The following is an 18,507-nucleotide window of genomic DNA, read 5'->3' as shown; positions in this document are numbered from 1 at the left end:
CCATGATCACCCACGTGGCGTTCTGGGCACTGGCGGTTATCGCTGTGCTCGCCGGGGCGGCCGTGTTCATCGTGAACTCGATGGCCCGAGCGAGCTACTCCCTCGCCGTCTCCTTCATCTGCGTCGGCCTGCAGGTACTGCTCCTACAGCAGAACTACGTCGGTGTGGTGACGATCCTCATGATGATCATGGAGATGGCCATCATGGCCGTCTACATGGTCATGTTCATGGGCATGAACCCGGCGCTGATGCCGATGAGCATGGTCCACGACAAACGCCACGCCCTGGCTGTGTCGATCGCAGTGTTCGTCCTGCTGGCTACGGGGGTTCTCCTCGAGCCCTGGCCGGCGCGCCGCGGAACTGCGCCGGACGACGTCACGGCGGCGTTGGGGGAGGAGTTGATGAGCCCCAAGATGCTGGTCATGGCCGCTGTTGGCATGGTCATGGCAGTCACCATCGTCGCCGGTGTCGTGCTGGCCGCCCATCGCGGCCGCTACGACCGGTTCGGCGACGACCTGCGCCGTCGGCCCGCCCGCGACCCGCAGCCGGGAGGTGTCGGGCGGTGACCCTGCAGACCGTGTTGCTCGTAGCCGCAGCGCTGTTCAGCGTCGGCCTCTACGGCGCCCTGTCCCAGCAGGTGGTGGTCATGGTCATGATGGGCCTCGAGTTGATGCTCAACGGGCTCATCCTCGCCGCCGCCGGCTTCTGGTGGTTCCTCGCCCCGGACCCGTCCGGACAGGTGCTGTTGCTGGTCATCATCGTCGCGATGACCGTGGAGATGGCGATGGGTTTCGCTGTGGCGACCGCGTTGCACCGGGTACGACGCGTGGACATGACCGACATGGCTGCGGACCTGTCCCGATGACCACCCTCGGCCAGGCGGCGCTGTGGTCGCTTGTCGCCGTGCCGGCGGTGGCGGGGACACTGCTGGCCCTGGCCAGGCGAGCCGAGCGGGCCGCCGCGCCGGCCTCGCTTGCCGTCACCTCGGCGTCGGTGGTGCTGTCGCTGGTAGTTGCGGTCACGAGGCCCGCCGTGTCGGTGCCGTTCCTGGCCGGCGCCCGTTTCGGGCTCACCGTCGATGGGCTTGCCGCCGTGGTGCTGCCGATGCTGACGGTAGTCACCCTGCTCGTGCTGCTCGCCGCTGCCGGCGAGATCCACCGCTCCCAAGCCCGTTTCCACGGACTGATGCTGCTGTTCGCCGCATCCGTGGCACTTACCGTCACCGCAGGCACATTGCCGACGCTGCTGTTCGCCTGGGAGATCATGGGTGCCGCTTCATACGCCCTGATCGGCTTCTGGTGGCGCGACGCCGACCGGGTGTCGGCCGGCCTGACCGCGTTCGTCACCACCCGCGCCGCGGACCTGGGCGTCTACCTCGCCGCTGGGGCGGCCCTCGCGGGCGGCGCCGGTCTGGCCCTGGCCGACCTACCCGCCAGCAGCCCCGGCTGGCGGCACCTGGCCGCCGCGGGGATCATGGCCGCGGCGCTCGGTAAGGCCGCGCAGCTGCCGGTGTCGTTCTGGCTGTCCCGGGCGATGGCCGGCCCAAGCCCGGTCAGCGCCCTGCTGCACTCGGCGGCGATGGTGGCCATGGGTGGCTACCTGCTGCTGCGAGTGCAACCGCTGCTCGCCGTCACCGGCTGGGCTGCTCCGACGACCATGTGGGTGGGCGCGGCTACCGCGCTGCTGCTCGGTGCGGTAGCGGTCGCCCAACGCGACCTCAAGCAACTCCTCGCCGCCTCGACCGCGGCCCAACTCGGATTCGTGGTGTTGGCCGCCGGTGCTGGCGCGGTTGCCGGTGGCGCCGCCCACCTGGTCGCTCACGCCGCCACCAAGGCGCTGCTGTTCCTCGCCGCCGGCGCGTGGCTGAGCGCGCTTGGCACCAAGCAACTCGCCGGCCTACGGGCAGTCGTGGCGCGGTGGCGGGTGGTCGGCTGGTCGGCCACCGTCGGCGCGCTCGCGCTGGCCGGGATCCCGCCGCTGTCGCTGTGGGCGACCAAGGACGTCATCCTCGCCCGGACCCTCGATCAATCGCCGTGGCTCTACGCCGTGGGCCTGGCCGCGTCGGCGCTGTCGGCGGCCTACGCCGGGAAGATGCTTGTCATCATCTGGCAGCGGGTGCCCGCCGACGAGCAGGCCGACGTTGACGCGCACCAGCACGGGGAGCAGAAGGGCAGCGGCCGGATCAGCGGCCTTGAGCAGGTGCCGCTGGTCGTGCTCGCGGTCGGCGCTGCCTACTCCGGGCTGCTGGCTCTCCCACCGCTTGGCGCGACGGTCGCGGCAGCAGTTGGGCGTCCAGGAGCCTTCCATATCTCGCTACTCGAGCTGGCGGTGTCGGGGGCGATCGCCCTCGCCATCGTCCTAGCGGTCGCCCGCCGCCCGGTTCCTGAGCCGCGGTGGGCGCTGCGCTGGCTCGGGATGGAGACCGCGGCACGGGTCCTGGTCGTCCGGCCGACGCTGCGCTGCGCCGAGGCGCTGGCCCGTTTCGACGACCGGGTGCTGGACCGGGCCGTGACGGGCCTAGCCGGGGCGGTGCTGAAGCTGTCCCGCCACGCCGGTCCGTTCGACGACCGGATCCTTGACCGGGGCGTCGAGCTCGCCTCGACCGGGGTGGTACACGTCGCCCAGCGTGCCGGCCGGGTCGACGACCGTTGGCTCGACGGTGCGGTGGAGGCGCTCGCCTCCGCAATGCGCCGGCTGGGGCAGCTCGCGCGTCGGCCGCAGAGCGGCCAGCTGCACCAGTACTACCGGCAGGCCGTAGTCGTGCTCGTCGTCGCTGTCGTCGTCGTCGTGGTGTTGGGGTAACTGGTGCTCAGTGTGATCGTCTTCTTGCCCCTGGCCGCTGCGGCGGCGCTGGTCGCCGTGCCCCGCCTGGGTGACACGCTCGCACGCTGGGCCTGGGTCGCGGTGACCGCCGTCGACCTCGCCCTGATCGTGATCCTCTGGGCGCGATACGACACCCCACCGGCCGGCGGGCTGGCCTTCGCCCAACAGGTGGATTGGATCCCGGGCGTGAACAGCAGCTACCACATCGGGGTGGACGGCCTGTCACTGCCGCTGGTGGCGATGACCGCGGTGATCTTCCTGGCCTGCGCGGTATACGCGCTGCGCGAGCGGCACCGGCCGCGAGGGCAGGCCGCGTTGTTTCTGTTCCTGCAGTCCGTCAGCCTCGGCCTGTTCGTGTCCGCCGACCTGATCCTGTTCTTCGTCTTTTTCGACCTGTCCATCGTCGGCATGTACTTCGTCATCGCCGGCTGGGGACACGGCAACCGCGCCCACTCGGCGCTGAAGTTCTTCCTGTACACCTTCCTCGGGTCGCTCGCATTGCTGGTCGGTTTCATCGGCCTCTACGTCGCCGCCGACCCGCACACCTTCGACATGCCGACGCTCGCCGCCGCCACCCCGCTGGCCGCCCGGCCCCTCGCCGGCGGGCTGGTGCTCGCCGCGATCCTGCTCGGCCTGGCGGTCAAGACACCCACCGTGCCGTTTCACACCTGGCTACCGCCCGCGCACACCGACGCACCGGCCGTCGGCTCCGCGATCCTCGCCGGCGTGCTGCTGAAGATGGGCACCTACGGCTTCGTCCGCATCGCCATGCCGATGCTGCCCCAGGCGTGGCGCGCCTGGGCCTGGGTGATCATCGCCGTCGGGGTGGTCTCGGTCATCTACGGCGCCCTCGTGGCCCTCGCCCAGACCAACCTGAAACGGATGGTCGCCTACACGTCGGTCAATCACATGGGCTACATCGTCCTCGCCGTCGGTGTCGCCGGCCTGGTGGCCGGCGACACCACGCAGGCCCGGACGGTGGCGGTCACCGGCGCGGTCACCCAGATGGTCAGCCACGGATTGATCACCGCCGCGCTGTTCCTGCTCGCCGGGGTCCTGCGCGAGCGGGCGGGCACCTACGACATGCACGACTACGGCGGCCTCGCCGCTCCCGCACCGGTCTTCGCGACCCTCTTCGCCGTCGGTGCCTTCGCCGCCCTCGGCCTGCCCGCCTTCTCCGGGTTCATCGCCGAGTTTCAAATCTTCACCGGCAGCATCGCCGCCGCCCCCGCCACCGCCGTCGCCCTGCTCGGCATCCTCATCACCGCGGCGCTGTTCCTGCGCGCGCTGCAACGCGTCTTCACCGGCGAGACCCGCGGAAAGTCGATTGGTTTCACCGACCTGCGTGCGGGCGAGCGGTGGTCCATCGGGCCGCTGCTGCTGCTCTCACTCGTGATCGGCGTCCTGCCCCGACCCCTGCTCCAGGTCATCGAACCTGCGGCACGCACGGTCATCGGCCTGCTTGGGCGCTGAACCATGGAAACGGAGATGATGCGCCCGGCGCTGCTGCTACCCGAGATGCTGCTCGCCGCAGGCGCCCTCGCGGCACTGATCGGGGGCTCCTTCGTTGCCCGTGACCGGCAGTGGTTCATCCGCGCCGTCACCATCGCCGTGCTGGTGGCCACGATCGTGGCCGCGGCGATACAGCTGCGCGAACCGGCGACGAGCGCGTTCGACGACTCGTTCGCCGTCGACACCGCCACCGGATTCGCCCGCATCCTTGCCGCGACCGGCACCCTGCTCATCCTCGCGATCGCCGCCGACGAGATCTCCGGCAGCCCGAGGGAGAGCGAGATGTACGCCCTGCTGCTCTTCTCCACCGTCGGCGCGGTGCTCCTCGCCGGCGCCAACGACCTGCTCGTTCTGGCCGTCGGCTCCCTGCTCGCCAGCATCCCGCTCTACGCGCTGATAGGTCTCGCCGCCACTGCCGCGGGCGCCGAGGCGGCTATGAAGACGTACCTGATGGGCGCGCTCTTCGGCATCCTGCTCCTGCTCGGCGTGACCATCCTGTCTGGGCTGGCCGGCACCACCGGATACACCGAGCTCGCCGAGCGGCTGCCCGACGCGCCGCGGGCCGGCGCCACCGTCGCAGTCCTCGCCCTGATCGCCGGCCTGATGTTCAAGGCCGGCGGCGTACCGGCCCACTTTTGGGTGCCCGACGCCGCCCAGGGGGCCACGGCCACGGCGGCGACGTTCCTGACCACCGTGCCCAAGATCGGTGCACTGGTCGCCGTCTACCGGCTCGCCACTGTGCTGCCGACGTCGACCTCGTGGCCGATTGTGGTGGCCGCCATCGCGGTGGCCAGCATGACCCTGGGCAACCTCGCCGCCTACTGGCAGTCCGACCCCCGCCGGCTGCTTGGCTGGTCGACGGTCAGCCAGGTCGGCTTCGTCCTCGTCCCTGTCGTGGCCGTCGACCGCAGTAATCTCGCGCTGCCCTCACTGCTGGTGTACCTCGCCGGTTACACGGTGACCAACATTGCCGCGTTCGCTGTCAGCGCGGCCCTGCCGCAGCATCGCGACCTCACCCACTACCGCGGCCTGGCCGCCCGGCGCGGCGGCCTTGCCGCGGCCCTGCTGGTGGCGCTGCTCGGTCTCGTCGGCACCCCGCCCACGGCGGTGTTCGTCGGCAAGCTCACCACCGCGAGCGCCGCCTGGGACGGCGGGTACGCCTGGCTCGCCGTCGTGGTGTTCGTCAACACCGTGATCAGTCTCTTCTACTACCTGCGCTGGATCGTCCCGGCCTACCGCGACCCCGCGCTGGCGTCATCCGGCGGCGATCACCGCGCCCCGTGGCCCGATCATCCGACGCGGCGGTGGTCGGCGAGGCTCGCGGTGACAGCTGCCGCGCTCAGCCTCGTGGTGGGTCTCGCCGCAGGCCTGCTCTGGAACGTGGCGGCTGGCATCTGAGCATCGAACGTCGGTCCGGCAAACAGCAGGGGAACCGGCCATGATCACAATTTCTTAACCGGCGACAGATACGGGCGAATCCGCTGATCTGCCACGGGTGCACCCCAAGCGGGGGAATCCGACATCACCCGAAAGGGCGAGTTAGTGGATCACCTGACGAGGGGTGTCCGCGCGCGCCGTTCGTGCCCTGCGCTAGCGGGCGGCAGCGGGACGGGCGGTATGCCCGGATGGCGTAAATCACTACCGGCGCCGCCGGACTGGCGTGGAGGATCCCGTTGCGCAGGGGCGAAGTGTGAGCACCGCCACCCGATCACCGTGGGTGACCATGGTTTCTCCTGCCTAGCCTCGGCGGATGCGTAACGACGGCAACCTCGACCACCCGCGCGGCCTCGGCGGCCCGGCTGACCGTTCGGACGATATCCCCTCCACCGAACAGCCGGCTAGCACGTCCCAGCCGCGACTCTCCACCGCATGGTGGCGTACCCGCCTCGGCGGCCTCGGTAACCCCTTCGCCGCCCGGCCGGGCCGGACCCGCATGGCGGTGGCCACCGGGGCCGTGTGCTGCCTCGGTCTCGTGGGCGCCACCTTCATCGGCGCCAACCCCGCCGGGGAGTCACTCAGCCCCAACCAGCGTGCCGAGATCGCCCAGCGGGCCGAGGCCGACCCGGCCTCCCGCGGGCAGGCCCGCCAGCCCGCCGCCCCGGTCACCGAAGCCCCCACCCCGGAAAGCTCCCCGTCAACGACAATGCCCGCACCCAAGCCGACGGCGAAGCCCAAGCCCAAGCGGATCGTTCCGGTCGCTGGGCTGGACCAGGCGCAGATGGACAACGCCAAGACGATCGTGCGTACCGGCCGGGAGATGGGCGTGCCGCGCCGCGGGCTGGTGATCGCGGTGGCCACCGCGATGCAGGAGAGCACCCTCTACAACTACGCCAGTGGCGTGCTGCCGGAGTCGCAGAACTACCCGCACCAGGCGATCGGCTGGGACCACGACTCGGTCGGGCTCTTCCAGCAGCGGCCCAGCACCGGTTGGGGCAGCGTGCGCGACCTGATGAAGCCGGAGTTCGCGACACGCCAGTTCCTCACCGCCCTGCAGGCGATCCCCGGCTGGCAGGACCTTCCCCTGACCGTCGCGGCCCAGGCCGTGCAGGTGTCGGCGTTCGGTTGGCTGTACGCCCAGCACGAGTGGCGGGCTACCGAGGTCGTGAACGCCGTCCTCTCCTGACCACGAGCAACCGACGCCGCGCTCCTCGGGCCGCCTCCGGAGGGCTCGCCGTCGGCCTGCTTGTCTGTGGCCGGTTGGTAAGGCTTCGTCGGTCGTCTCTTGCCCGTTCCCGCCTTGTCAACTGCCGTCAGTGGACGAACGCTCGCCGCGGCGGAGTGCCTCAGGCGCGGTAGGCGAGCGTGGCCATCATGCCCGTCTCCGCGTGGTAGGCGTTGTGGCAGTGCACCATCCAAAGGCCGGGATTGCCGGCGTCGAAATCAACGCTCACGCTCTGGTGGGGAACGACCACGACGGTGTCCTTGCGGGCACCACCGCCGGTCAGAGCGAAGGTGTGCCCGTGCAGGTGCATCGGATGGAACATCTCGCTGCGGTTGACGAATTCCAGCCGCACGCGCTCGCCCTGCTCCACCGGCAGTGGGTCAGCGTCGTGGAAGGTCGCGCCGTTGATGGTCCACCGGTAGGGGTTCATCGATCCGCCGAGCTCCAACCGGTGCACCCGGTCCGGACGTCGGTCGACCAGCGTCACGCTGCTGGCTGCGTGCAGCGTTGCGGTGTCGAGCACCCGTCCTTCCAGTTCGGTCAGACGGACATCGGCAGGTGGTGTGGCGCCGGAACCCGTTCGTACCAGAGCCAGACCGCGTCCGGTCTTGCCCTCCGCGTCGGCGATCAGCGGAAAGACCCCATCGCCTAGCTCGACCATGACGTCGACGCGCTCACCCATACCGAGCAGGAGGGCGTCCGTGTCCACCGGGTGGACCGGGAATCCGTCGGTGTGCGTGACCGTGAGCCGGTGTCCCGCGAGCGCCACCCGGTACGCAGTATCCGAGCCGGCGTTGATGATCCTCACCCGCGCCCGCTCACCGGACCGCGCACGGAATACCCTCGGGGCCGCCGGGACTCGACCGTTGACCAGATGGTGCGGGTACGAAACATCGCCAGCGCCGCCGAGCAGGGGAGAGGTCATCATCTCCATTCCGCCCATGTCCCCGTGACCAGCGGAAGCCGGGCCGCCGTCGCCACTCGTGTCGGGCCCCTCGTCGTGGTGCGAGTCGGGCTCGCCGCCCTCCCCGTGCGCGCCCGCCGGATCCATACCCTGCATGTCTGCATGGCCGCCCGTCTCGCGCAGGGCGGCGAGCACGTCATCGGGAGTGCGGCCGGTACCGTCGATCCAATCGTCGAGCACCACGATCCACTCGTGGTCGTACCGGCCGGCCTCCTGCGGGTCATCGACAATGAGGACGCCGTACAGCGCCCGGTCGAGCTGAACACCGGAGTGCGGGTGGTAGAAGTACGTGCCAGGGTGGGGCAGGGTGAACTCGTAGGTGTACCGGCAGCCCGGACGGATGGGTGGTTGAGTCAGGCCGGGAACCCCGTCCATGTTGTTGGGCAGCGCGATCCCGTGCCAGTGAACGCTGGTATGCGTCGGCAAGCCGTTGACCAACTCCACCCGCAGCATGTCGCCGGCGCGGGCCCGGATAATTGGGCCGGGCAGATCGTCGGCGTATCCCCAGGTGGTCACCTGCGGCCCACCTAAGTCGACTGTGACGGGACGGGGGCGAAGCGTGGCCGTCACCCGGCTACGGGTGCCGCCTGTGTCTCCGCCACGGACGCGGTTCGTGCCCACCGCTCTCAATCCCGCTGGGAATGCCAGCCCACCCGAGACGTCGCTGGTGCCGACGAGGCCCACCGCGCCCGCGACGCCGGCCAGCAACCGGCGGCGACTGATCTCCGGTTTCATGGCTGCTCCTCGAAGGGTCCGCTTGTCGACGGCCGTGCTATCCGCCGCCCTTCGTGGATTTTGTTCGCAAAACGTGCCGCATGGGGGCTTCTTCGTGCACTGTTGCCCCTTCGAGTGGCCCAAGTGGCGCCCTGCACGCTTGCCGGCCGGGGCCGCCGGTCTGCGGTGGTGGCTTGCCGGCCATTGCGCGGACGCATACCCATCAGGGGTATTTGCCTTCGTACCCCCGGGGGGTATATGGTGCTCGGCGGAGGTGGACGGCATGACTCGAGAACACATGGCGCATCACGACGCGGCCAACATCGATGAGCTCGGACGTGGCCAGCACAGCCACGGCCACGTGGACGCGACGCAGCACAGCACGCGAACACCGCACCCGCGAGGCGCGCACCACGAACACGACTCGCCCCACTCCGCGTCATCCCAACCACAGGGCGCCAGCGGCGCCCATGGGCACCACGGCGGGCATGGGGGGCACGGAGGGCATGACAAGCACGCCGGTCACGACCCGGAGCAGTTCCGCCGGAAGTTCTGGCTGAGCCTCGCGCTGACTCTGCCGATCGTGATCACCAGTCACATGGTGATGGACTGGTTCGGCTACTCCCTGGACTTTCCCGGCATGACTCTGGTCGGTCCGGTCCTCGGGTCGGTGGTCTTCCTCTACGGCGGGTGGCCGTTCCTGGTCGGTGGTTTCCGCGAGGTCCGGGACCGGGCCCCGGGGATGATGCTGCTGATCACGATGGCGATCACGGTGGCGTACGTGGCGTCGCTGGCCACCAGCCTCGGCACATTCGACCTGGACTTCTGGTGGGAGCTCGCCGCGCTGGTGACGATCATGCTGCTGGGCCACTGGCAGGAGATGAAGGCGATCGGCCAGGCGCAGGGCGCGCTCACGGCGCTGGCCGCGCTCCTGCCCGACGACGCCGAGCGGATCGACGACAACGGTGAGCTGCACCGCGTGCAGGCCGCCGAGCTGCGGGTGGGCGACCTGGTCCTGGTGCGCTCCGGTAGCCGGGTGCCGGCCGATGGCCGGATCATCGACGGCTCGGCCGAGCTGGACGAGTCGATGATCACGGGGGAGTCCCGACCGGTCCCGCGTGGGGTCGGAGACCGGGTGGTGGCCGGCACCGTGGCGACAGATTCCGCCCTGCGGGTACGCGTCGACGCGGTCGGCGAGGACACGGCTTTGGCCGGCATCGGACGGCTCGTCGCCCAGGCGCAGGCGTCCAACGGCCGCGCCCAGGCGCTCGCCGACCGGTTCGCCGCAATGCTGTTCTACGTCGCCGCCGCCGCCGCGCTGGTCACCTTCGGCGCCTGGTGGGCGCTGGGTGACCTCGACCAGGCGGTCGTCCGCACCGTGACGGTCCTCGTGATCGCCTGCCCGCACGCCCTCGGGCTGGCCATCCCGCTGGTGATCGCGCTGTCCACCGCCGTGTCGGCCAAGGCGGGCATCCTGGTCAAGGACCGCCTCGCCCTGGAGCGAATGCGTACCGTCGACGCGGTGCTGTTCGACAAGACCGGCACCTTGACCAAGGGAGCGCACACCGTCACCGCCACGGCCGCCGCGACCGGCGTCACCGAAGATGAGGTGCTGCGCATCGCCGGCGCGGTCGAGGCCGACAGTGAGCACCCCCTCGCTAAGGCGCTGGTGGGCGTCGCACAGGAGCGGGGACTGCGGGCGAGCGCCAGCGACTTCCGGTCGCTGACCGGCCGAGGTGTGCAGGCCGTGGTCGACGGCACCACCTATGCGGTGGGCGGTCCGGCTCTGCTGCGGGAACTGGCGGCCAGGGTGCCCGACGAGCTGGTTCGGGTCGCGCAGGTCTGGTCGGCGCGCGGGGCTGCCGTGCTGCACCTGGTCCGACTACCCGACGGCGGTCAGGCGGAGGCGGTGGGGGCGTTCGCCCTGGAGGACGAGATCCGTCCCGAAGCCCGCGAGGCCATCGCGGAGCTGCGCGAGCAGGGCGTGCGGAAGATCGTGATGATCACCGGAGACGCTCGGCCGGTCGCCGAGGCCGTCGCCGTGGACCTGGGATTCCGCCCCGGCGTCGACGAGGTCTTCGCCGAGGTGCTGCCCGCCGACAAGGACCGGGCGGTCGCCGACCTGCAGTCCCGAGGGCTGACGGTGGCGATGGTCGGGGACGGCGTGAATGACGCGCCCGCCCTGGCTCGCGCCGACGTCGGACTCGCCATCGGCGCCGGAACCGACGTCGCGATCGAGTCCGCTGGCGTCATCCTCGCCTCGTCCGATCCGCGCGGCGTCACCGGTGTGATCCGCCTGTCCCGGGTGTCGTACCGGAAGATGATCCAGAACCTGGTTTGGGCGGCCGGTTACAACGTCGTGGCGATCCCGCTCGCCGCCGGCGTCCTCGCCTGGGCCGGGGTCAGCCTCAGCCCGGCCGTCGGCGCGGTGCTGATGTCCGTCTCCACGATCGTGGTGGCGCTCAACGCCCAGCTGCTGAGGCGAGTCCGCCTGACTCCGCAGGGGCGATAGGGATGTGGTGGCGGCCCGCGATGGGCCGCCACCACATCGCTGCCGGCCTCATCATGGACCGGACTTCGACCGCGATACCCGGTCGGCGGGGAATGGCAGGGGACGGGCGAAGATCACGACATCGATGTCTGCATGGGTTGCCATGTCGCACCCGCGTCCCCGCTGCGAAGGACTCGACCATCACGGGTGGCGACGAAGAGCAGATCACCGTGGGCGGTGACGGCGGCCGGCGCATCGGGAACGTGACCGCCGGTACCCGACCACGTCACGGCTGCGTCAGGGGACACGAGGATCTGGCCGTCTGCCGTAATTCCCAGCAGCCGGTCGCGGCCGGCCCAGTGCAACAGCACGAAGGGCGGTCCTGCGGCGGGCGCCCAGGTGCGGCCGCCGTCGGCCGAACGTTGCAGGCCCTGCGCTGTTGTGGCCAGAAGGCTGTCAGGCTGTCCTGGTTCGACCGCCAGGTCGTACGCCTCGATTCTTGACCGGGCCTGCCAGGTGACCCGGTCGGTGCTTGCCAGCAGGGAACCAGTGGTGGAGTCGACACCGTAGGTGACCCCGTCGGCGCTTCGAAGGGCGTGGAAGTCTGCCTTCCCGGCGAGCGACACCGATCGCCAGGTGCGCCCACCATCGGTGCTTTCGATCAGGCCCAGATGCGTCGGCCCGGCTTCCCCGGGCGCGGGATGTCCCGAGGCGAGGAAGTGGTCCGGTCCGATCACCGTGAAGCCCATCGTGTCCTGTCGACCGTCACCCACGTGGGCGGCCCCGCTGTCGAAGACCCGAACGACTCCGTGGTGTGTGGCGACGTAGAGCTGTTGGTCCGACGGGTTCACGGCCATGCCGTGCACGTGACTCAGGGCGCTTGCGGTGGAGACGTCAGAGCTGCGAGATTCGTCACGCCAGTTCGCGAAGGCGATGACGGCCGCGATCAGCAGAGCGACACCAAGCGCCGTGCCCGCCCACGTCATTCGGTTGGACCGTTCGCCGGGCACCTGGCCTCCTCCTGTGTGACCCCACGAACCGGGGCTCTGTCACCGATGGCGCCAATCTACTATGAGGTGTTAGTAGTATTGGCGGTCAGCCCGTCGCCGCCGCTACCGAGCGAGAAGGATCTCTACCTCATGAAGCGCACCACTCTGCGGCGCACCGCTCGGGCCGGAGCGGCACTGTCCGCCCTGCTCGTCACCGCGGCCTGCGGCGGCAACGACATGGCGGGCATGGACCACGGCAGCGGCAGCCCGGCGGTCAGCTCCTCGGCCTCCGACAGCGCCGCCTTCAACGACGCGGATGTCATGTTCGCGCAGATGATGATCCCGCACCACGAGCAGGCGGTGGGGATGGCGGATCTGGCGTCCACGCGGGCCAGCGACCCGGAGCTGAAGGACCTGGCCGCCAAGATCAAGGCGGCACAGGACCCGGAGATCAGCACCATGAAGGGCTGGCTGACGGCCTGGGGTAAGCCGACCTCGGCTCCGGCCGACCACAGCATGCCGGGGATGAGTTCCGCTCCCGGGCACAACATGTCCGATATGAGCTCTCCCACGCCCGGCGAGTCTGGCATGCCGGGCATGATGTCTGACCAGGAAATGGCGGACCTCAAGGCGACTCAAGGCACCGAGTTCGACAAGATGTTCGCCCAGATGATGATCGCCCACCACAACGGCGCGATCGACATGGCCAAGACCGAGCAGGCCCAGGGCAGCAACGCCGACGCCAAGGTCCTGGCAACGCAGATCGCCTCGGACCAGGCAGCCGAGGTGCAGACCCTGCAGAAGATCCTCAACCGCCTGTAATCACACACCCAGTAGCGCTGGCCGGGCCCGACTGATCGGGCCCGGCCAGCGCGTGCTGCCGCGCAACCGAGGTCACAGGTCTTCGGTGTCCGCGCCGAACCAGACCGCCCGGGATGCCCGAGCCTTCAGCCGCAGTTGTGTTTCCCAACGCCGGAGCCCGACGCCCGGCGTTGGCGTTCTCCGGCGCGCAAGCGCGTGCCAACCCGAACCCCGAGACGAACAGAGGCAGCCATCGGTCGCTCTGTTCACCCCGAGGAAAGGCGAAGCAATGAACAACCTCGCACGGTGCCTTCCCGCCATCACCAACACCGTTTCCTACGTTCGCGGAACCGTTGCCAGGACCGCGCTCGGCGTCGCCGGTCTCGCGTGCCTCAGCGGTGTCGCGGTCGGCCCCGCCGCCGCTGCACAGGCCGTCCCCGCCTCGGCAGCAGGATCCACCGCTGCCGCACAACAGGCTGACCAGCGCTCCACGAAGAGCCTGGAGGACTACACCTTCCAGGCGCAGCCGAACATCTACTACTGCGGACCGGCGTCGACCCGGATCGCCCTGAGCGCCAAGGGCGAGATTAAGAGCCAGGACGAACTGGCGGGCAAGCTCGGCACGACCGTTGCTGGCACCGCCTCCGCGTTCGACGTCACCCGCGTTCTCAACAGTGAGCTGGGCAAGGACGTTTACAAGACCGATGAGATGCCGACCGACACGGCCCGCCCCGACGAGGTGCAGCGGCTGAAGACCGACCTGCGCAAGGCGATCGACGAGGACCGTATCCCGGTGGTGAACGTCATCGGTTCCGCGGTTGACGCCGACGGCGTCCAGCGGTCGTTCCCCGTCGGGCAATACCTCACAGTCGTCGGTTACGAAGACGACGGCGACATGGTGAAGCTCGCCGACCCGTGGCAGCCGGTGGGCGACGGCTACCGGATCCAGGTCGACGAACTAGCGAACTGGGCCGCTTCCCGCGGCTACTCCGCCTGACCATTTCACGACAGGCGGCCCTCGACGTTCAGTCGAGGGCCGCCTGTCGCCAAACCAGACAGTCCACGGCCAACGCCGTCAGTCCTGGCGAGGGGACGGATTGAAGGTGCTTCCGCACAGCCGCGGTGCTGGATGTTCGGAGCTAGTTTCGCCAAGCGATGATGGTGGGATCGCTGCCGGCAGCCGCAGCGCTTCGCGGCGTGGGCGTAGGCTGGCGCGGACGTGGGAGGCGGTGTTCGGTGAACGGGTTGGGCGAGCTGGAAGCCACCGTCATGGACGTGCTGTGGCAGTCAGGCGAGCCGTTGCGGGTGCGGGAAGTCCTTGATCGGCTGACCGGCCGAACCCTGGCTTACACCACAGTGATGACGGTGCTGGACAACCTGCACCGCAAGCAGTGGGTCCTGCGTGACAAGAGTGGCAAGGCCTATGAGTACCGGCCGGCCGGCAGCCGGGAGGAGCTTGTCGCACGCACACTGCGCCGCGTGCTGGAAACCAGCCGCCAGCCGGACGTCGTGCTATTGCACTTCGCTCGTTCCGCGTCCGAGCGGGAGCTGGCGGTGCTGCAGCAGGTTATCGATGAAAGGTCGAAGAGGCGGTGAGCGAGGGTGTCGCGCTCCTCGTCGGGTCGCTCGTCGTTGCCTGGCTGGCGCCGCCGCTGCTGGAACGTGTCACCGGTCGCCAGGATCCCTTCGCGGTGCTTCTGTCCTGGGGTGGTGCGATTGTCGCCGTCCTCGTCTCCTTCGCCCTCGGCGTGGTGCTGCTCTTCGTACCCCGCGCAGGTGCGCACGGATGGACCGAGACCCTCGCGCATCACTGCTGGATTGCCATGCGTCACGGGCATCTGCCCGCACAGCATGAGCTGGTAGGGGCCCTTGGCGCCCTGACAGCCGGTGTGCTCATCACGCGCACGGTCGTCTCCGCGGTGCGTCAGCGCCGCGCCCAGCGCGCGTCCCATCAGGCTCATCGAGATCTTATGGCTCTACTGGGTGGTCCGCCGACGGCGCTTGCGCGATCCGTGCTGAGCGTGCCGCAGACCACCCCCATCGCCTACAGCATCGGCGGCCGCGACGGTCTGGTCGTGCTTTCCACCGGTGTCCAGCAGCTACCACCAGCGCAACGTGCGGCGGTGCTGTCTCACGAGCGGGCTCACCTTCGTGGACGCCACCACGCGCTCGTCGCCGCCGCTGAGATCCTTGCGGCAGCCATGCCGTGGGTGCCGATCACCCGTCAGGCGCCCCGTGCGGTCCGGGTCCTGGTGGAACTGTGCGCCGACGCGGCCGCGGTTCGCGCGTGCGGCGCCTCCGCTGTCCGTGGTGCCCTGATCGCCCTCGCGGGATCACCCAGTCCCGCGCGCACCCTGTCGATGGCGGGCGGTGATGTTCCGCTGCGGCTACACCACCTGCGGGACGGCCGTCGCACTCACAAAGTGTCGTCGCGCCTGCTGCTCCCACTCGTGGCGACCGCCGCGCCGGCCTTCGTCGGTCTCCTCGCGGTCCTCACGTTCTGCCCCTGAGCGTTGCCGGGACGCGTCACCGGGTCGGTCTCGCAGGTACCCCCGGACGTCCCCACAAGCGCCACGATGCAGGGACCTGCGGATCCCGGATATGTGTTCAGCCAGCCAACATCAGGCGCGTGACCGTGTGGTTGTCCTGGCCCAGTTCGGGATGTAGGTCCCTACCGCGTGCCTGTTCACACCGCGGACACGCTCACCCCGGCTCGGGCTCGCGTTGCCGGCGAGCCCAGATTCGGCGCCAGAGGGTTGAAGCGCCGTGGGGCGGCCGCGCCCGCTCCGTTTTGCCGGGCGGGCGCGGCCGACCCTGCGGTCAGCTCACAAGTTGGTAGCCGGCCTTCTCGACGGCCGCGCGGACGTCGGCGATCGCCAATGGGGCGTGACTGGTGACCGTAACGCCGCCGGTGGCCGCGTCGATCTCGACGCTGGTGACGCCCTCGACGGTGCTCACCTCCTGGCGCACGTTGCTGGCGCAGCCGGTGCACGTCATCCCCGACACCGTGTAGGTGACCCGCACGCCGTCGACGGTGTCAACGGTGGCCGGTGCGTTGTCGGCGGTCGCGGTGGCGCAGCCGCAACTGGATCCACTGGTGCACATGGCTTTCTCCTGTCCGAGAAGGTGGGGCGCCGGCTTGCCGCCGTTCGATGCGGGCAACTGGCAACCGTTGAGCCGCGAAAACGGCGCCCCCTGACGAACGATCAATATACCCATAGGGGGTACAGGGATCAATCGGATGCGCGGGAGGCGGTAAAACACGAGTTCGTGGACGGCCGCCGCTTGACATCTCATACCCCCTGGGGGTACACATTCACCACTTACCCATACCCCCTAGGGGCATAAGGAGTGGTGGAGATGTCACACGGATCCAAGCGTTGGTGGGGCCTCGGGCTCATCGCGCTCGCCCAGTTCATGGTCATCATGGACACCTCGATCATCGGCGTCGCCTTACCGCGCATGCAGGACGATCTCGGCTTCTCGCCGGAGAACCTGTCGTGGGTGTTCAACGCCTACGTCGTAGCCTTCGGTGGCCTGCTGCTGCTCGGCGGCCGGCTGTCGGACCTGTTCGGCGCGCGGCGCATGTTCACAGCCGGCTGGCTGATCCTGCTGGTCGGGTCGGCGGCCGCAGGGCTGGCCGACAGCGTCGCAGTGGAACTGGCCGCCCGTGCCACCCAGGGTGTTGGCGCCGCCCTGATCGCACCGTCGGCGCTGACGATGCTGATGATGCTCTTCGGCGCCCAGCCCCGAGAACTCACCAAGGCGCTTGCGCTCTACGGCGCGGCCGCGCCGGCGGGCGGCACCGCGGGCGTCTTCCTCGGCGGGGTCATCACCGAGTACCTCAGCTGGCAGTGGGTGTTCTACATCAACATTCCGATCGCCCTGATCGCGGTGCTCGCCACCCCGGCGCTCATGCCCGCCGGTGGCGCCCGCCGCGGCTCGCTTGACATCGCTGGGGCGCTCACCGTCACCGCTGGTCTCGGCGCCACGGTGTATACGATCGTCCGGGCGCCCGAGGTCGGGTGGACCTCCGGGCAAACCTGGCTGGCCCTCGCCGGCGCGGTCGCCTCGCTGGTGGCGTTCGTGGCCATCCAGGCCGCCCGCCGGCAGCCGCTGATGCGGCTGTCAATCTTCCGCGTCCCGAACCTCGCCGCCGCAAATGTGGCGCAACTCCTGCTGGGCGCGGCGTGGATTCCGATGTGGTTCTATCTCAACCTCTACCTGCAGCAGGTCCTCGGCTACAGCGCCTTCCCCAGCGGTGCGGCGCTGCTTCCCATGACCATCCTCATCATGGTCGGGATGGTCGCTGTGGCACCGCGGGCCATCAACCGGTTCGGCCCGAAGCCGATGGTGATTGCAGGCCTGGCGGTACTGGCCATCGGGCTCGGGTGGCTCGCCCTCGTTCGCGCGGACGGCAGCTATGCGGTGGACGTTCTGCCCGCCTCACTGGTCGCGGCGTTGGGTATGTCGTTGGCGTTCATCCCGTCGCTCGGCACGGCGATCTCCAGCGCGCCGCCCCAGGAGGGTGGCCTCGCCTCAGGGATCGTCAACACCAGTTACCAGGTCGGCTCGGCTCTCGGTCTGGCCGCGATGACGGCGGTCGCCGCGTCCTACGGCGCGGACCGGGTGGGTGACCTGTCGGCTCTCACCGACGGGTACTCGGCCGCCTTCGCCGGCGCCGGTGTCATCGCCCTCGTCGGAGCCGTTGTCGCGGCGGTCACCCTGCGGACCCGCGCTGCTCGTCCCCAGCCTGTCGCCGAAACCGAGACCGCGCAGGTCCGCTGAGCCGAGTGGCGCGGACCCGACATGTCAAAGTCACACCCATCGAGCGGAGATCATCATGACGACCTGGAAGCCACCGTGATGGCAACGAGTGCGGTCGGGGCGTGACGAGGCCTGACAAGAGACGCGATCTGGTGCATCTCGCAACAGTGGGCGGCCGGCGGGGCAGCCGGCCGCCCCTGTTGCTCGCGAGCAGCACTGCCAGCCAATGCATGGTCGGCCGGCATCTCGTCGTTTGGGCAGTGCCCGGGGGCAACGTGCTGGTGCATTTGCGCCGACTGCCTCGGCCAACGGAACGGCGGAGCTTCTCCGGTGGTCTAATGGCCGGCTTGTCACGCCGATCCGAGCTGGGGTCACCGATCGCTAGAGATCAGCCGCGCTTCATGAGCCGGCCAACGGCGGCCATCATCTCGGTGGCCATTTCGTCGGCACGGCCGTCGGCGGCGCCCTCGTGCATGCAGTGCCGGGCGTGCCCGTCCAGCAGGCCGAGGGCGACCTTGTCGAGGGCAGCTTGGATCGCGGAGATCTGCGTGAGCACGTCGATGCAGTAGCGGTCGTCGTCGACCATCTTCTCGATGCCCCGGACCTGCCCCTCGACGCGGCGGAGCCGCGCGAGCAGCTGATCCTTGCTGGCGGTGTATCCGCGGATCGGAGTGGGTGTGGTCATGGAACCCAGGATACCTTACCCCTCGGGGGTATGCTACGGTGCGTAGAGGGCCATACCCCCTCTAGGTATCCCGGCGGTCGGCGCCCCAAGCCCAACTGT

At 69.6% G+C, this 18,507-nt stretch carries 16 protein-coding genes; 12 read left to right on the top strand and 4 right to left on the bottom strand.

The genetic code is table 11. From position 1 onward, the window contains the following. Positions 1 to 2 precede the first annotated feature (2 nt). The 6 genes from ACWD5O_RS26360 to ACWD5O_RS26335 all read left to right on the top strand — a co-directional run bounded on the left by ACWD5O_RS26360 (position 3) and on the right by ACWD5O_RS26335 (position 6,958). Positions 3 to 566 carry an NADH-quinone oxidoreductase subunit J gene (locus tag ACWD5O_RS26360; RefSeq protein WP_450086866.1) on the top strand — a complete coding sequence of 188 codons (564 nt, stop codon included), beginning with the start codon at positions 3 to 5 and terminating at the stop codon, positions 564 to 566. Then, positions 563 to 865 carry an NADH-quinone oxidoreductase subunit NuoK gene (locus ACWD5O_RS26355; protein ID WP_450086865.1) on the top strand — a complete coding sequence of 101 codons (303 nt, stop codon included), beginning with the start codon at positions 563 to 565 and terminating at the stop codon, positions 863 to 865. Before ACWD5O_RS26360 ends, ACWD5O_RS26355 begins: the two co-directional genes overlap by 4 nt. After that, the gene (locus tag ACWD5O_RS26350; protein WP_450086864.1) at positions 862 to 2,802 is read left to right on the top strand and encodes a proton-conducting transporter transmembrane domain-containing protein; all 1,941 of its coding nucleotides are present in this window, start codon (positions 862 to 864) and stop codon (positions 2,800 to 2,802) included. The genes ACWD5O_RS26355 and ACWD5O_RS26350 overlap by 4 nt, the downstream gene beginning before the upstream one ends. 3 nt (positions 2,803 to 2,805) lie before the next feature. Continuing rightward, positions 2,806 to 4,296, top strand: a complete 1,491-nt coding sequence (locus tag ACWD5O_RS26345; RefSeq protein ID WP_450086863.1) for a complex I subunit 4 family protein — start codon at positions 2,806 to 2,808, stop codon at positions 4,294 to 4,296. 3 nt (positions 4,297 to 4,299) lie between these two features. Next, entirely contained in the window at positions 4,300 to 5,733 is a 1,434-nt protein-coding gene (locus ACWD5O_RS26340) for an NADH-quinone oxidoreductase subunit N (protein WP_450086862.1), read from the top strand. 352 nt (positions 5,734 to 6,085) lie between these two features. Further along, on the top strand, positions 6,086 to 6,958 hold the full coding sequence (locus tag ACWD5O_RS26335) for a peptidase M23 (RefSeq protein WP_450086861.1): 873 nt from the start codon (positions 6,086 to 6,088) through the stop codon (positions 6,956 to 6,958). Between the two features lie 160 nt (positions 6,959 to 7,118). On the opposite strand, the gene ACWD5O_RS26330 is transcribed toward ACWD5O_RS26335, so the two are convergent. Then, on the bottom strand, positions 7,119 to 8,696 hold the full coding sequence (locus ACWD5O_RS26330; protein WP_450086881.1) for a multicopper oxidase family protein: 1,578 nt from the start codon (positions 8,694 to 8,696) through the stop codon (positions 7,119 to 7,121). Between the two features lie 262 nt (positions 8,697 to 8,958). Between ACWD5O_RS26330 and ACWD5O_RS26325 the strand changes: the two genes are divergently transcribed. Then, entirely contained in the window at positions 8,959 to 11,187 is a 2,229-nt protein-coding gene (locus ACWD5O_RS26325) for a heavy metal translocating P-type ATPase (protein ID WP_450086860.1), read from the top strand. 113 nt (positions 11,188 to 11,300) lie between these two features. Here ACWD5O_RS26325 and ACWD5O_RS26320 read toward each other — a convergent pair whose 3' ends face one another. Beyond that, positions 11,301 to 12,176 carry a F510_1955 family glycosylhydrolase gene (locus tag ACWD5O_RS26320; RefSeq protein ID WP_450086859.1) on the bottom strand — a complete coding sequence of 292 codons (876 nt, stop codon included), beginning with the start codon at positions 12,174 to 12,176 and terminating at the stop codon, positions 11,301 to 11,303. Positions 12,177 to 12,305: 129 nt separating this feature from the next. Here ACWD5O_RS26320 and ACWD5O_RS26315 point away from each other — a divergent pair, with 129 nt between their 5' ends. The 4 genes from ACWD5O_RS26315 to ACWD5O_RS26300 all read left to right on the top strand — a co-directional run bounded on the left by ACWD5O_RS26315 (position 12,306) and on the right by ACWD5O_RS26300 (position 15,466). Then, on the top strand, positions 12,306 to 12,977 hold the full coding sequence (locus ACWD5O_RS26315; RefSeq protein WP_450086858.1) for a DUF305 domain-containing protein: 672 nt from the start codon (positions 12,306 to 12,308) through the stop codon (positions 12,975 to 12,977). A gap of 85 nt (positions 12,978 to 13,062) precedes the next feature. After that, entirely contained in the window at positions 13,063 to 13,953 is an 891-nt protein-coding gene (locus ACWD5O_RS26310; RefSeq protein ID WP_450086857.1) for a C39 family peptidase, read from the top strand. 239 nt (positions 13,954 to 14,192) lie between these two features. After that, entirely contained in the window at positions 14,193 to 14,552 is a 360-nt protein-coding gene (locus ACWD5O_RS26305) for a BlaI/MecI/CopY family transcriptional regulator (protein WP_450086856.1), read from the top strand. Further along, complete coding sequence (locus tag ACWD5O_RS26300) at positions 14,549 to 15,466, top strand: M56 family metallopeptidase (RefSeq protein WP_450086855.1); 918 nt, start codon at positions 14,549 to 14,551, stop codon at positions 15,464 to 15,466. Before ACWD5O_RS26305 ends, ACWD5O_RS26300 begins: the two co-directional genes overlap by 4 nt. Positions 15,467 to 15,776: 310 nt before the next feature. Here the strand turns inward: ACWD5O_RS26300 and ACWD5O_RS26295 are convergent, their stop codons facing one another. Continuing rightward, a complete protein-coding gene (locus ACWD5O_RS26295; RefSeq protein ID WP_450086854.1) occupies positions 15,777 to 16,061 on the bottom strand; it encodes a heavy-metal-associated domain-containing protein in 285 nt (94 codons plus the stop codon). A 255-nt stretch (positions 16,062 to 16,316) separates the two neighbouring features. On the opposite strand from ACWD5O_RS26295, the gene ACWD5O_RS26290 reads away from it, so the two are divergent. Further along, the gene (locus ACWD5O_RS26290) at positions 16,317 to 17,744 is read left to right on the top strand and encodes an MFS transporter (RefSeq protein WP_450086853.1); all 1,428 of its coding nucleotides are present in this window, start codon (positions 16,317 to 16,319) and stop codon (positions 17,742 to 17,744) included. 367 nt (positions 17,745 to 18,111) lie between these two features. Here ACWD5O_RS26290 and ACWD5O_RS26285 read toward each other — a convergent pair whose 3' ends face one another. After that, positions 18,112 to 18,408: a metal-sensitive transcriptional regulator gene (locus ACWD5O_RS26285; RefSeq protein ID WP_238671415.1), complete on the bottom strand. Its 297-nt coding sequence runs from the start codon at positions 18,406 to 18,408 to the stop codon at positions 18,112 to 18,114. Positions 18,409 to 18,507 lie beyond the last annotated feature (99 nt).

This window comes from Micromonospora sp. NPDC005161, assembly GCF_053599855.1.
This window is presented reverse-complemented; position numbering and strand designations above follow the sequence as displayed.

Excerpts from the sequence above, each read along its gene's own strand:
- ACWD5O_RS26315 (WP_450086858.1), top strand. The coding sequence starts at position 12,306 with ATGAAGCGCACCACTCTGCGGCGCACCGCTCGGGCCGGAGCGGCACTG.
- ACWD5O_RS26340 (WP_450086862.1), top strand. The coding sequence starts at position 4,300 with ATGGAAACGGAGATGATGCGCCCGGCGCTGCTGCTACCCGAGATGCTG.
- ACWD5O_RS26350 (WP_450086864.1), top strand. The coding sequence starts at position 862 with ATGACCACCCTCGGCCAGGCGGCGCTGTGGTCGCTTGTCGCCGTGCCG.
- ACWD5O_RS26325 (WP_450086860.1), top strand. The coding sequence starts at position 8,959 with ATGACTCGAGAACACATGGCGCATCACGACGCGGCCAACATCGATGAG.
- ACWD5O_RS26285 (WP_238671415.1), bottom strand. The coding sequence starts at position 18,408 with ATGACCACACCCACTCCGATCCGCGGATACACCGCCAGCAAGGATCAG.
- ACWD5O_RS26290 (WP_450086853.1), top strand. The coding sequence starts at position 16,317 with ATGTCACACGGATCCAAGCGTTGGTGGGGCCTCGGGCTCATCGCGCTC.
- ACWD5O_RS26295 (WP_450086854.1), bottom strand. The coding sequence starts at position 16,061 with ATGTGCACCAGTGGATCCAGTTGCGGCTGCGCCACCGCGACCGCCGAC.
- ACWD5O_RS26360 (WP_450086866.1), top strand. The coding sequence starts at position 3 with ATGATCACCCACGTGGCGTTCTGGGCACTGGCGGTTATCGCTGTGCTC.
- ACWD5O_RS26330 (WP_450086881.1), bottom strand. The coding sequence starts at position 8,696 with ATGAAACCGGAGATCAGTCGCCGCCGGTTGCTGGCCGGCGTCGCGGGC.
- ACWD5O_RS26335 (WP_450086861.1), top strand. The coding sequence starts at position 6,086 with ATGCGTAACGACGGCAACCTCGACCACCCGCGCGGCCTCGGCGGCCCG.